Origin of the sequence: Cyanobium sp. Copco_Reservoir_LC18 (assembly GCF_009834675.1) — a bacterium.
Taxonomy (GTDB): Bacteria; Cyanobacteriota; Cyanobacteriia; order PCC-6307; family Cyanobiaceae; genus Cyanobium; species Cyanobium minutissimum.
On sequence record NZ_ASAC01000009.1, the window covers coordinates 1 to 13,487 of the forward strand.

The 13,487-nt window shown below is 70.7% G+C and carries 12 protein-coding genes; 5 read left to right on the top strand and 7 right to left on the bottom strand.

The window, feature by feature from the left end:
- From L107_RS03560 to L107_RS03570, 3 genes are all read left to right on the top strand, one after another.
- On the top strand, nt 1–1,865 hold a 1,865-nt coding region (locus L107_RS03560; protein WP_201295795.1), incomplete at its 5' end, for a bluetail domain-containing putative surface protein.
- 551 nt (nt 1,866–2,416) lie between these two features.
- The gene (locus tag L107_RS03565) at nt 2,417–3,028 is read left to right on the top strand and encodes a YdcF family protein (RefSeq protein WP_236550490.1); all 612 of its coding nucleotides are present in this window, start codon (nt 2,417–2,419) and stop codon (nt 3,026–3,028) included.
- Nucleotides 3,029–3,476: 448 nt separating this feature from the next.
- A complete protein-coding gene (locus L107_RS03570) occupies nt 3,477–4,205 on the top strand; it encodes a bifunctional 2-polyprenyl-6-hydroxyphenol methylase/3-demethylubiquinol 3-O-methyltransferase UbiG (RefSeq protein WP_159816492.1) in 729 nt (242 codons plus the stop codon).
- 23 nt (nt 4,206–4,228) lie between these two features.
- Here L107_RS03570 and ald read toward each other — a convergent pair whose 3' ends face one another.
- The 5 genes from ald to L107_RS03595 all read right to left on the bottom strand — a co-directional run bounded on the left by ald (nt 4,229) and on the right by L107_RS03595 (nt 10,079).
- Nucleotides 4,229–5,341 (bottom strand): alanine dehydrogenase, encoded by a 1,113-nt coding sequence (gene ald / locus L107_RS03575; protein ID WP_159816493.1) that lies wholly within the window; start codon nt 5,339–5,341, stop codon nt 4,229–4,231.
- A gap of 79 nt (nt 5,342–5,420) precedes the next feature.
- The gene (locus L107_RS03580; protein WP_159816494.1) at nt 5,421–7,139 is read right to left on the bottom strand and encodes an NAD+ synthase; all 1,719 of its coding nucleotides are present in this window, start codon (nt 7,137–7,139) and stop codon (nt 5,421–5,423) included.
- On the bottom strand, nt 7,139–7,708 hold the full coding sequence (locus L107_RS03585) for a nicotinate-nucleotide adenylyltransferase (protein ID WP_236550491.1): 570 nt from the start codon (nt 7,706–7,708) through the stop codon (nt 7,139–7,141). The genes L107_RS03580 and L107_RS03585 overlap by 1 nt, the downstream gene beginning before the upstream one ends.
- A 23-nt stretch (nt 7,709–7,731) precedes the next feature.
- The gene (locus tag L107_RS03590; protein WP_236550492.1) at nt 7,732–9,069 is read right to left on the bottom strand and encodes a DUF697 domain-containing protein; all 1,338 of its coding nucleotides are present in this window, start codon (nt 9,067–9,069) and stop codon (nt 7,732–7,734) included.
- A complete protein-coding gene (locus L107_RS03595; RefSeq protein ID WP_159816496.1) occupies nt 9,066–10,079 on the bottom strand; it encodes a CNNM domain-containing protein in 1,014 nt (337 codons plus the stop codon). Before L107_RS03595 ends, L107_RS03590 begins: the two co-directional genes overlap by 4 nt.
- A 103-nt stretch (nt 10,080–10,182) precedes the next feature.
- Here L107_RS03595 and L107_RS03600 point away from each other — a divergent pair, with 103 nt between their 5' ends.
- Complete coding sequence (locus L107_RS03600) at nt 10,183–11,514, top strand: aminopeptidase P N-terminal domain-containing protein (protein WP_159816497.1); 1,332 nt, start codon at nt 10,183–10,185, stop codon at nt 11,512–11,514.
- On the opposite strand, the gene L107_RS03605 is transcribed toward L107_RS03600, so the two are convergent.
- Nucleotides 11,486–12,283, bottom strand: coding sequence for a TIGR01548 family HAD-type hydrolase (locus L107_RS03605; RefSeq protein WP_201295797.1), 798 nt, complete (start codon nt 12,281–12,283; stop codon nt 11,486–11,488). The two genes, L107_RS03600 and L107_RS03605, sit on opposite strands and share 29 nt — an antisense overlap.
- Before the next feature lie 48 nt (nt 12,284–12,331).
- On the opposite strand from L107_RS03605, the gene L107_RS03610 reads away from it, so the two are divergent.
- Nucleotides 12,332–12,814, top strand: a complete 483-nt coding sequence (locus L107_RS03610; RefSeq protein ID WP_094585638.1) for a 30S ribosomal protein PSRP-3 — start codon at nt 12,332–12,334, stop codon at nt 12,812–12,814.
- A 10-nt stretch (nt 12,815–12,824) separates the two neighbouring features.
- On the opposite strand, the gene L107_RS03615 is transcribed toward L107_RS03610, so the two are convergent.
- Nucleotides 12,825–13,487 (bottom strand): transaldolase family protein, encoded by a 663-nt coding sequence (locus L107_RS03615; protein ID WP_159816498.1) that lies wholly within the window; start codon nt 13,485–13,487, stop codon nt 12,825–12,827.

Genomic DNA, 13,487 nt, shown 5'->3' on the forward strand with positions numbered 1-13,487 from the left:
GCACCAATGCCAACACCCTGACCCTGACGCCGGCAGAAGAAGGCAAACAGGTCCGGCTCCTGGTCACCTACACCGATGGACAGGGCTTTGATGAATCAATTAATGTCCCTGCGGTGTTGGTCCCTACCACCATCACCTTGGCGATCTCTCCAACTGCTGTGCTGGAGGATGGAGCTCCCAATCTGATCTTCACCTTCTCCCGCACCGGCACCAACACGGCACCACTGACCGTCAACTACACCGTCAGCGGCACTGCCGACGCCACCGACTACACCGGTATCGACCCAGCCGGCACCACCAAAACCGTCACCTTCGCGGCAGGCTCCTCCACCGCCGTCGTCACTGTCGATCCCACCGCCGACACCACCGTTGAGGCGAATGAGACGGTGGCCCTCACCCTCGCTTCTGGGAACGGCTACAGAATCGGCACCGCCACCGCCGTCACCGGCACCATCACCAACGATGATTCCAGCGCCACCGCCAACCAGACGCTGAATGGCACAACGAACGCTGACCTGCTCATCGGTGGTTCCGGAAACGACAGCCTGAGTGGCTTGGCAAGCAACGACACCCTGATCGGTAATGGCGGAAATGACACACTCAATGGCGGCACCGAGGCCGACATCATGAGCGGTGGCCTGGGCAATGACACCTACACCATCGACAACATTGGCGATCAGGTGATCGAAGCAGCCGGCCAAGGCACGGATCTGGTGCAATCCTCCATCACCTATACCCTCGGCGCAGACCTCGAGAATCTGACCCTCACGGGCAACAACACCGCCATCAACGGAACCGGCAACAACCTGGACAATGTGCTCACCGGCAACTCCGGCAACAACAGCCTCTCTGGCCTGGGCGGTAACGACACGCTCAATGGAGGTACTGGTGCAGACACCATGAGTGGTGGCCTCGGCAATGACACCTACACCGTCGACAACAGCGGCGATCAGGTGCTCGAACTCTCTGGAGAAGGAACGGACTTGGTGCAATCCTCGGTCACCTATACCCTCGGCAACAACGTTGAAAATCTGACCCTCACGGGCACCACCGCCATCAACGGAACTGGCAATAACCTGGACAATGTCCTCACTGGCAATTCCGGCGCCAACAGCCTCACCGGTCTGGATGGCAACGACACACTCAATGGCGGCACGGGTGCAGACACCATGAGTGGTGGCCTTGGTAATGACACCTATGGCGTCGACAACGCCGGCGATCAGGTGCTCGAACTAACCGGAGAAGGAACGGACTTGGTGCAAACCTCCATCACCTACACCCTAGGCAACAACGTTGAGAATCTGACCCTTACGGGCACCACAGCGATCAACGGAACTGGCAACGAGCTCGATAATGTGCTTATCGGCAACTCTGGCGTCAATACTCTCTCCGGCCTTGGCGGCAACGATCTGCTCACGGGCTTAGCTGGTAACGACAGCCTGAGCGGTGGGGGTGGAAACGACACTCTGGATGGCGGCGCGGGCAGGGACACACTCACCGGGGGGTTGGGTTCCGACGTTTTCCGCTTCTCCTCCCTCTCCAACTCCCTCCTGCTCTCCGGCACCACATCCGCACGGGATCGGATCACGGACCTGGACATCAGCGCCGACAGCATCGATGGGCCGAATGTGGCCACAGCAACCTATCGCGGGGTGGCGACCAGCCTCACCGAAACCGCCATCGCTTCCCTACTCACGTCAACCACATTTGCCGCCAACGGCGCCGCCACCTTCGCCTCCGGCAGCAGCTTCTTCCTGGCCCTCAACGACTCCAATGCGGGCTTCCAGGCCAGCACCGATTCCGTCATCGACATCACCGGCTATACCGGCGGCAATCTCGTTATCCAGACCCTGCAGATCATCTGAGCCAGCTTTTTGGTGCGTTGATCAGGCAGTTCGTGCCGGAATGGGAATGCATGAAGCCGTTGCCTCAAATGACGTGACCCCCATGAGACGCCAGCACCATACGCCTGAGCAGAACGGGGGCAGGAAAGCCACCGAGGCCAAGCGGCTCAAGGAGCTGGAGCAGGCAAACGCCAGGCTGCAGCTGAACGCTTCTACGAAGCTGTTGGGCTTCCCCGTTCGAGAAACGCCTCCGACGGCCACGACTAAGGAAGGGTTTTGCGGGATCCCGAAGGCGAGCCACACACCACCTAAGGCGATCAAGGCCAGCGGGACATGACGACCTTGCCCCGGAAGCTGGCTGCCGGACGAGCCGACCGTCGAGATCCGGCGGGGCGATCGGTCCGCGGCCAGGGCAGTTGGATGGAACTCACCGAACCACACCTCTTCCGTTCTTGAGTGACCCCTCCGCTCTGATCCGTTGGACCAGCGGATCCCAGCATCCGCTGGTCTGGTTCAGCATCCGCGACCTTGTCTTCCATCTCGTCGCCACGCCCGGGCTGCTCCTGCCCCTGTTGGCGAGCCTGCTCTGGATTGTCACAGGCCTGCTTCCGATCACCGGTTTCCAACGCGCCGGCCTTCTGGGTGCCGCATTGTTGATCGCTGGGCTGACCTACACCCCCCTCGGCACCCGGCTCCTCAGCTCCTGGCTGCTCCTTCAGGTGCCCCATCCCGTCACTGCACAGCCTGAGGTGGCCGTGCTGGTGGGTCGCGGCCCGCAGATTGCCCTCACCACCACCACCCTGGCTGCTGACCTCGAGCGCCGGGGGCTGATTCACACGATCTATGTGTCGGGGGATGGGCGGGCCACCGCGGAGCGGCTCGTCGCCCTGGGCGTGCCTCCGACCCAGGTAGCCGGCGACAATTGCGCTCGCACCACCTGGGAGAACGCCACCCTCACCACGGCCTGGCTGCGCCAGGAGAACCCAGGCGCACCGCTCCCGGCCATCACCTTGATCACCGACCCCTGGCAGCTGCCCCGGGCCACCCTTGCCTTTCAGCGCCAAGGTGTTGCCGTGAGGCCTATGGCCGCACCCATCGATCACCTCTCTGCCAGAGACCAGAACCGCCTTGCCCTGCGCGAGACGGCGGCCCTTCTCCTCTACCGATTGCAACGGCGCACCTGAAGGCCGCCCAGGCGAATGGGGAGGGCGTGAATCACCCCCCTCCCATGGACCTGGTTGAACGCGTATGGCCGCATGTCGACATCGACTGCATAGATGAAGTGAATATGCAGCCGATAGCGACGTGGCCGAGACACCACCGCGTCCAAAGAGGAATGGGTCTTTTCCTTCCATCCGTTCAGCCAGAGTTGTTGCCGCTTCTGGAATCTCCTGGCTCCACTCTGTTGACTGAAACCACTCCCCCTTGACCGGTTCAATCGCGGGGGATGTCGTGGTCGCCTGCAGGGGATCCCATGACAGACTCGCCCCCAGGCCCTGAGGAACGCTCCATAGAATGGGACTCAAGATGTCCATATTCCTCGGTCTGTTCTGATTTCGACGGCTGGGTGACTTGCTTTCGACTCCAAGGGCTGAGACCGATCCTTCTCTGTCCCATTCCTCACCTTCTCCCATGCTTCTTCCCCATGACACCGCTGATGACACGGCCTATCTTCCAGGAGCCGCGCCGCCGGGCATGGAGGAACAGATCCTGGCGTCGTGGATTGTCAATGCCGCCACTTGGACCCGGGCCGTGCGCCGCGGCGAGATCCTCAGCCGCGTGAGGGTGACCAACGGAGCCATCCTGCAGGCGATCGCCGACTGCGCTCCGGCCACCCTGCTGGACCTGGGCTGTGGCGAGGGCTGGCTGTCCCACCACTGCGCCCGGCAGGGCATCGCGGTGCTGGGCACCGACGCGGTGGCCGAGCTCACCGCCATCGCCGCCGAAGGGGCCCCGGCCGGCGCCAGCTTCCGGACGCTCACCTACCAGCAGATCGCCGCCGGGGGCCTCCAGCAGCGTTTCGACATGGTGGTGGCCAACTTCTCCCTGCTCGGCGATCGCAGCCTCGACGAGCTGTTCGCCACCCTCTCGGAGCTGCTCTCCTCCGGCGGATCCCTGCTGGTCCAGACCCTGCACCCGATGCTGATCTGCGCCGACCATCCCTACGAGGACGGCTGGCGGGAGGGCTCCTGGGCCGGCTTCTCCCCGGCCTTCCGCACCCCGGCGCCCTGGTTCTTCCGGACGCTGGAATCCTGGGTGCGGCTGTTCCAGCGCCACGGTCTGGTGGTCCGGGAACTGCGCGAACCGATCGATCCCCTCAGCGGCCAGCCCGCCTCGGTGATCTTCCGCGCCACCGTCTGAAGCGACGCCGGCCGGCCGCCGGCTCAGCGCAGGCAGGCCATCGGATGGCGTGGCGCCACCCCCAGGGCCTTGGCCACCCCCGGGTGGCACACGGCCCCATCCACGGTGTTCAGCCCACTCAGCAGCTCGGGCCGGTCGGTGACCGCCTCCAGCAGGCCGCGGCCCGCCATCACCAGGATGTAGGGCAGGGTGACGCTCACCAGGGCCTCGGTGGAGGTGAAGGGCACGGCGCCCGGCATGTTGCCCACGGCGTAGTGCTGCACCCCGTGGATCGTCACCACCGGATCGGTGTGGGTGGTCTCGCGGCTGGTGGCGATGCAGCCGCCCTGGTCGATGGCCACATCCACGATCACCGAACCCGGCCGCATGCGCTGCACCAGCTCCTCCCCCACCAAGGTGGGGGCCCGGCCGCCCGGCAGCAGCACGGCGCCGATCAGCAGGTCGGCGCCCGGCACCAGCCGCTCGATCAGGCTGCGGCTGCTCACCAGGCTCGTCATCCGGCCGCGGCGGTCGGATTCCAGGCCCCGCAGGCGGTGGGGCGAGCGGTCGAGCAGGAACACCTCCGCATCCATCGCCGCGGCGATGCGGGCCGCGTTCCAGCCCACGGTGCCGGCCCCCAGCACCACCACCCGTGCCGGCCGCACGCCGGTGCAGCCGCCCATCAGCACGCCGCGCCCCCCGTGGGGCTTCTCCAGCAGGTGGGCCCCCACCTGGGCCGCCAGCCGTCCGGCCACCTCACTCATCGGGGCCAGCAGCGGCAGGCTGCCGTCCTCGAGCTGCACCGTCTCGTAGGCCACCGCCGTGGTGCCCGCCTCCAGCAGGGCCTGGCCCACCTCGGGGTAGGCCGCCAGGTGCAGGTAGGTGAACAGCACCAGGTCGCCGCGCAGGAAGGCGAATTCCTGCGGCTGCGGTTCCTTCACCTTCACCACCAGGTGGGCGGCCCAGGCCTCCTCACAGCTGACGATGCGGGCGCCGGAGGCGCGGTAGTCGTCGTCGCTGATGCCGGCCCCCAGGCCCGCCCCCTCCTGGACGCGCACCTCCATGCCCTGGGACACCAGTTCATGGACGCCGTCGGGGGTGAGGGCCACCCGCTGTTCGTCGCGCTTGATCTCGGTGGGCACACCGATGCTCGCCATCGGAGAGGCCAGGGGTGCCGGGCCGGGAGCTGGCATGGGGCAGGAAGGATTGCCGCCCGGAGGCGTTCGTCGCTGAACCCTAGGCCGAGGCGATGGGCATCCGCCAGCCGCTGCCGAAGGCCCGGTCGCTCACCTTGAGCACCGGAGCCGCCTGGCGCCGCTTGAATTCGGCCCGCCGCAGCAGGCCGGCCACCCGGGCCACCAGGGCCGGATCGGCCCCCTCGGCCACCAGTTGCTCCGGGGTGCGCAGCTCCTCGATGGAGGCCTTCAGCAGGGGGTCGAGCACCCCGTAGTCGGGCAGGGAATCACTGTCGCGCTGGTCGGGACGCAGCTCGGCGCTGGGGGGCTTGGTGCGGATCGCCGCGCCGATCAGCTCCCCGGCGGTCGGCAGGCCCAGGGAGGCCCGGCAGGGGCCGGCGGCGTCGCCATCCAGCCACTCGCAGAGGCCGAAGACGGTGGTCTTGTAGAGATCGCCGATCACCGACAGCCCGCCGTTCATGTCGCCGTAGAGGGTGCAGTAGCCCACCGCCAGCTCCGATTTGTTGCCGGTGGAGAGCAGCAGCCCCCCCTTCTGGTTGGCCACCGCCATCAGCAGGGTGCCCCGGATGCGCGACTGCAGGTTCTCCGCGGTGACCCCCGCCGGGGGCGCCCCCAGGGCGGGGGGAAGGGCGGCGGCGAAGGTCTCCATCAGCGGCGCGATCGGCAGGGTGGCGCTCGCCAGTCCGAGCCGCCGGGCGAGACCATCGGCATCGTCGAGGGAACCGGCCGAGCTGAAGGGGGAGGGCATGCGCAGCACCTCCACCCGGTCGGGGCCGAGGGCCGCGGCGGCGATCACCGCCACCAGGGCCGAATCGATGCCGCCGCTCAGCCCCAGCAGGGCCCGCTGGAAACCGCACTTGGCGGCGTAGTCCCGCACCCCCAGCACCAGCACCCGCAGCAGTTGCTCCCAGGGGTCCGGCGGCGGCGGCGGCGCCGCTGGTGCGGAGCCGGGGGGCGTGGGGCCGTCGGCGGCCGGGGGGGGACCCGCGTCCCAGAGGCCCAGATCCTCGGCGGCGCAGGCCAGCCGCAGCAGGGACCGGCCGGCCCGATCCACCACGAAGCTGGCCCCGTCGAAGACCAGCTCGTCGTTACCCCCCACCTGGTTGAGGTAGACCACCGGCGCCCCCAGCCGGGCCGCCGCCCGGGCCGCCAGCCCCTGGCGCACCTCCCCCTTGCCGCGGCCGAACGGGGAGGCCGAGAGGTTGAGCAGCAGATCGATCCGCTGCGGCGCCAGATCGGCGATCGGATCCACCGCATCCGGCCAGCGGCTGCGCAGGTTCTCCTCCACCCAGAGGTCCTCGCAGATGGTCAGCCCCAGGCGCCAGGGGCGGCCGCCCGCCTCCAGCTCCAGCACCGCCGGGGCGTCGCCGGGCAGGAAGTAGCGGCGTTCGTCGAAGACGTCGTAGCTGGGCAGCAGGCGCTTGCGGCAGACGATCCGCCAGCGGTCCCGCTCCACCAGGGCCAGGGCGTTGTGCAGCCCCGGCTGGCGCCGGCCGGCCAGCGGCTCGGCCACCCCCACCAGCAGGGCCAGTCCGCCGGGGCAGGCCGCCGCCAGGGTCTCGAGCACCCCCTCCTGGCGCTGGATCAGGGCGGGCCGCAGCAGCAGGTCCCGGGGCGGGTAGCCCCACAGGGACAGCTCGGGGGTGAGCAGCAGGTCGGCGCCGCCGGCGCGGGCCCGCTCGGCGGCCGCCAGGATCCGGCGGCCATTGCCCTCCAGGTCGCCCACCAGGGGATTGAGCTGGGCCAGGGCGAGGCGCATCAGGGCTCGGAGAGGCCGTAGAGATTGTGCTGCAGCAGCACCGGCCAGAGTTCGGACGGTACCTGGGCCGGATCGGGCCGCTCCCGGATCCGGGAGCTGGCGCTGGGGGGAATGGCCAGGGGCAGCAGGTCGAGGCTGGCCCCCAGCCCCCGCAGCCGCTCCAGATCCGCCGCCAGCAGAGGCCAGCCCTGGCGGCGGGCGATGCCGAGCCGGCAGCCGCGCAGCAGCTCCTCGGCCCGCCTCCAGCGGTGGATCTGGCCGGCCAGGTCGCTGCCCACCACGAAGACCAGCTCCCGGTCGGGCCAGCGGGCCCGGGCCCGCTCCAGGGTCTCCACCGCCCAGGGGCTGCTGAGGTCCTGCTCCAGGCTGAGCCGGGGGTCGCCGATGGCGGCCACCAGGGCGGCCAGCAGGGCGGAGCGCACCTCCAGGGGGGCGCCGTGCTGCTTGAGCGGGTTGTCGCTGGCCCAGGTGAGCACCTGGGGGAACAGGCCCAGCAGCCCCTCCAGCAGGGCCCGGTGGCCGCGGGTGGGGGGATCGGCGCTGGTGCCGAACAGGGCGAGACGGGTCAACGGGGCGTCCGTGCCGGCGGTCGTCACGGCTGCAGGCCGCCGCCGGCGCTGCCCTGCCCGCCCTGCTGCTGCCATTCGCTCAGCCAGCGGCGGGTCTCGGGGTCCTGCCGCACCAGCCGGCGCAGCAGGGCCCCCGGCTGGCCCGCGGCGGTGGCGGCGCGCAGCAGCTCGGCGGCGGCCAGCCGGCCCGTGCGGCGGGTGGTGTGCACCGCCAGGGCCGCCTGGGCCAGGGCCACCGGCGCCGCCGGCGCCAGGCTCAGGCCGCCGCTCAGGGGTGCCGCCACCAGCAGCAGCTGGCGCAGGCCACCCAGCAGCAGCTGCAGGCCCAGCTGGGCGCCCCCCAGCAGGGCGTTGTGGCCACCCAGACGGGCCAGCAGGGCGCGGGCACCGCTGCGGGTCATCGGCAGGCCATAAAGCTGGCAGAGCTGCACCACCAGGGCGCTGTCGCAGGCCAGACCACCGGCCAGATCGAGCAGCAGCAAGGGGTTCGCCGCCACCCCCGTGGCCTTGAGGGCGGCGAAGCGGCCGATCAGGCCCTGGGCCTGGCGGCGGCCGTGGCGCAGCCGGCAGCGGTGCAGGGACTGGCTGAAGCGGTCGGCGGCCCGCAGGGCATTGAGGGCCAGCAGCAGCTCCCCGTGGCGCTCCAGCAGGCCGGTGAGCTCCCGGCGCAGGGGCTCCACCCGGGGGGGAGCCGCTGCGCTGCGCACCCGGCCATCGGGGCGCAGGCGGGCCGTCCGGGGGGCGGCCGCCACCGGCAGGGGCCGCAGCTGGCGGGCCCCCGGCGGCAGGCGACGGCCGATGCTGGCGAGCAGGGCGTCCCGTTCGGCCTCCGGCCAGCAGTCGCTGCGGTTCAGCACCAGCAGCAGGGGTTTGCCGGAGGCCAGCAGGTCGTCGAGGGCCTGGGCGTCCATCACCGTGAGGTCGCTGTCGATCACCAGCAGCACCAGGTCGGCGCCCACCGCCACCCGGGCCGCCAGGCGGGAGCGGGCGGCGGCGGCGATCTCATCGATGCCCGGGGTGTCCACCAGGTCGACCCCCTCCAGGCCGGCCACGGGCTGGCCCCAGGCCCGCTGCTGCTGGCGACGGGTGCAGCCGTGGGCCACGTCGGTGGCGAAGTGGTCCTCGCCGAGCAGGGCATTGAGCAGGCTCGACTTGCCCACCCCCACCCGGCCGAACACCGCCACCCGGGGCCGGCGACGCCGCAGGCGCTCCAGCTGGCGGTCGAGGCTGGCCAGCTCCGGCGCCAGGGCCGCCTGCTCCCGGCCGCTCAGCACCAGCCCCGCGCGCCAGCGGGCCAGCAGCTGGCGGCAGCGCTCGGCGGCGGGGGGGGCGATCGCCGCCGGAGGGGCCGACGCCGTCACGGGGCGCTCTCCGCGGCGGAGGCGGGCCGGCGCCACCAGCCGGCCAGCACCGCCAGCACCGCCTCGGGCCCGATCACCCCCACGAAGCCGCCGAACTCATCCACCACCACCCGCACCCCGGAGCCGTTGCGGCGGAAACTGGTGAGCAGCCGGTCGGCCCGGATCATCTCCGGCACGAACTCCACCGGTTCGCAGAGGTCGGCGGCCTGGCTGGCCCCGCGGCCCTCCACCAGGGCCGTGAGCAACTGCTCGCGGCTGGCCACCCCCAGCACCTCGTCCACCTCCGCCCCCAGCACCACCCACCAGGCGGTGGTGTGGCGCAGCAGGGTGGAGCGCTGCTCGTCGAGGCTCTGGTGGCCGGCCAGGGTGGGGGCCGAGACCCGCGGCAGCATCAGGTCCCGGGCCGTCAGATCGTTGAGCTGGAACACCTTGGCGATCATGGCGGCCTCATCGGCCTCGATCTGCCCCTTCTGGGAACCCAGCCGGGCCAGCAGGCGGATCTCGTTCTCGTCGGTGCTGATCTCGTTCTCGGCCGTGATCGCCGGCAGGATCCGCTCCAGCAGCAGCACCAGGGGCAGCATCACCGTGGTGAACACCCCAAGCCCGGGGGCGACCGCCAGGGACACGGGCAGGGCCAGCTTGCTGCCGATCGCCTTGGGCAGGATCTCCCCCAGCAGGATCACCAGCACGGTGAGGGCCACGGAGAACAGGGGCAGGGCTGGGCCGCTGACGCCGTAGCGGGCAAAGACGACGCTGGCGAAGCCGCCCACCATCAGGCTGCCGAAGATGTTGAACATGTTGTTGGCGATCACCAGCACCGCCAGGGTGCGGCCGAGCCGCTGACGCAGGGCCGCCAGCCGCCGGGCCCCCGCCACCGGCCGGGGGCGGCTCGCCAGTTCCTGCACCTTCACCGGGTTGACGGTGAGCAGGGCCGCCTCCACCCCCGAGCACAGAAAGGACCCCATCAGCATCCCGACCACCGCCAGCACCAGGAGCAGGAGATCGTTCATCCGCGGGGGTGGGCAGCAGGGGAGAACGGCACGCGCAGGTTCGGGGGAATCACGTGTATTTAATCGGCTGTGCCATCTTCTCGCTGTTCAACCCTTCGCTTCGATGCCCCCGTCCCCCCCGATCGACCCCGCCCTGCTGGCCCGCCGTCGCCAGCGGTTTCTGCAGCAGCTGGGCGGCGCGGCCGCGGTGATCCCGGGGGCGGCGCTGGTGACGCACCACGCCGACGTGGAGCACAGCTTCCGCCAGAACAGCGACTTCTGGTACCTCACCGGCTTCGACGAGCCCGGGGCCGTGGCCCTGTTCCTGCCCCACCGGCCCGACACCCCCTTCGTGCTGTTCGTCGAGGCGAAGGATCCGGGGGCGGAGGTGTGGAACGGTTTCCGCTGGGGCTGTGAGGGGGCCGTCAGCCACTTCGGCGCCGATGTGGCCCATCCCCGCAGCGAGCTGGCCGATCGGCTGCCGGAGTATCTCGACGGCGCCGAGGGGATCGCCTTCCGGGTGGGCCGCCATCCCGGTGTGGAGCCCCTGGTGCTGGCCGCCTGGGGCCGCCAGCTGGATCGGGCCCCCCGCAGCGGCAAGGCCGCCCTGGGGCTGGTGGCCCCCTGCCCGCTGCTGCATGAGCTGCGGCTGCGCAAGGAGCCCGAGGAACTGGCCCGCCTGCGGGAGGCCGCCCGCATCTCTGCCGAGGCCCATGAACTGGCCCGGCAGGTGGCGCGTCCCGGCCTCAGCGAACGGCAGGTGCAGGCCGTCATCGAGCAGCACTTCCTTGAGCAGGGAGCGCGCGGGCCTGCCTATGGATCCATCGTGGCCGGGGGCGACAACGCCTGCGTCCTGCACTACACCGCCAACAGTGACCGGCTGCGGGACGGCGACCTGCTGCTGATCGACGCGGGCTGCAGCCTCAGCGATTACTACAACGGCGACATCACCCGCACCTTCCCCGTCAACGGGCGCTTCAGCGGCGAGCAGCGGGCCTTGTACGAGCTGGTGCTGGCCGCCCAGGAGGCGGCGGTGGCGGCGGTGGCCCCGGGGCAGACCGCCGAAGGGGTCCACGACACCGCCGTGCGGGTGCTGGTGGAGGGGCTGGTGGAGCTGGGCCTGCTGAACGGCGCGGTGGACGGGCTGATCGAGCAGGGGGCCTACCGCCATCTCTACATGCACCGCACCGGCCACTGGCTGGGGCTCGACGTCCACGACGTGGGCGCCTACCGGCTGGGCGAGCACCACGTGGCCCTCGAGCCGGGCATGGTGCTCACGGTGGAACCCGGCCTCTATGTCAGCGACCGGCTGGCGGTGCCGGAGGGCCAGCCCGCCATCGGGGAGCGCTGGAAGGGGATCGGCATCCGCATCGAGGATGACGTGGCGGTGACCGACCACGGCCACGAGGTGCTCACGGCCGCCGCCCTCAAGGCGCCGGCGGCGATGGAGCGCTGAACAGCTCCAGCACCTGGCGGGTGGAACCCAGGAGGCGGTCGGCTCCGGCCTGCCGCAGCCGGGCCTCGTAACGCTGCCGCTCGGCCTCCCGGCCCGGCTGATGCAGGTGGGGGGGCGCCACGGCCAGGGCCTCGAAACGCTGGCCGGGCGCCTCGGAGCGGGCCCGGCGCACGGTCTCCACGTCGGCCACGGTGTCGCCCAGGTAGGCCACGGGCGGGGCTCCGGCCCCCAGGGGCACACCGGCCAGGGTGGCCGCCAAGGCCAGGAGGCCGGTGGGGTCGGGTTTGTCGGGGGCCTGGCCCATGGCCACCAGGGGCGGCGCCACCAGCTGCAGCCGCCGCTCCAGCACGAAGCGGGCCGAGGGGGGCTCGGCGCCGCTGACGAAGCCCCAGGCGATCCCCCGGGCGCTCAGGGCCGCGAAGAAGGGGGTGTCCACCAGCAGGGGCTCGCTGCCGATGAAGCCGCGCCAGAGGGCGGGGTCCCCCTCCGGATCGCCGCCGAAGTAGTGGTCGCTGAACACCGCCACCAGCCGATCCCAGGCGGGCAGGGGATCGGTGCCGTGGCGACGCAGCAGCTCCATCGAGGCCTGCCAGTCGTTGTTCCAGCGGCCCTCCCCCTTGAGGGCGTCGATCGCGGCGCTCTCCGGGGCCCAGCCGCTGAAATGGCGGACGGTCTCGACGATGGCGCGGCGGTAGCTGCCCGCCACATCCCTGATCACGCCGTCGATGTCGAAGAGCAGGACGGCGCGGGGGGTGGCGGAGGCGGCCAGTGGGGTTGCTGCGAATCGGCTGGTAGGTTAGGCAATTGCCGTTTCTCCTTGAGCGCCGAAACCGTGACAGCCCCTGAGAGTGCCGAGGCCGCTGCCCTGAGCGCCATCCCGGCGGCCATCGCAGCCGACACGACCGAAGGGCGTCCGGTGCTGCGCGGCGGCAGTGCCGCCCTGGCCACCGCCACCATCGACGAGGACGGGGTGCCTTCGGGCTACACCCCCAAGGCCGATGAGGGCCGCTTCCTGGTGAAGATCCTCTGGCTGCCCGACAACGTCGCCCTGGCGGTGGATCAGATCGTCGGCGGCGGGCCCAGCCCCCTCACCGCCTACTTCTTCTGGCCCCGGGAAGATGCCTGGGAAACCCTCAAGGGCGAGCTGGAGGCCAAGAGCTGGATCACCGACAACGAGCGCGTCGAGATCCTCAACAAGGCCACCGAGGTGATCAATTACTGGCAGGAGGAAGGGCGCGGCAAATCCCTCGAGGAAGCCAAGCTCAAGTTCCCCGACGTCACCTTCTGCGGGACCGCCTGATCCCCTGGCCTCAGGGCCCTTCGGCGTCACGCTCGAAGCCCTCGGCGGCCGCGGCGGTGTCCGGGCTGTCGAAGAGGGCGGCGGCGATCGCCGGGCTGATGGTGTGGTGGGCCAGGCCGGCGGCGGCCAGCCGGGCCAGATCCTGCGGCTGGCGCAGGCTGGCCACCAGCAGCCGCGTGCCCGATCCCACCCCCTCCAGGGCCCGCTGCATGGCGATCAGTTCGCCGTGGCCGTCGCGGCCCCGATCGCAGATCCGCCCCAGGTAGGCGGCGATGCCATCGGCCCCGAGGGCGGCGGCCACCAGCACCTGGGCCACCTCGTAGCAGGCCGTGAAGGTGACCGGGACGCCTTCGGCGATCAGCTCCCGCGCCACCGCCGCCCCCTGCCGGGTGATCGGCACCTTCACGAACACCCGCTGGCGATCAAGGGCCGCCAGGTCCCGGCCGTTCGCCAGCTGCTGGGGACCGTCGTTTCCCCAGGTCTGGAGGTGGATCTCCCGGCAGCCGAGGGCCGCGGCGCGCGCGCTCAGCTGGGCCAGGTGGTCGAGGCGGCAGGGCTGGCCGGCCCGCCGCAGCAGGGTCGGGTTGGTGGTGATGCCCTGGAACAGGCCGCTGGGCAGCCAGCGCTCCCACTCCAGGGGATCGGCGCAGTCGAGCAGCAGACGCAGGGCCAT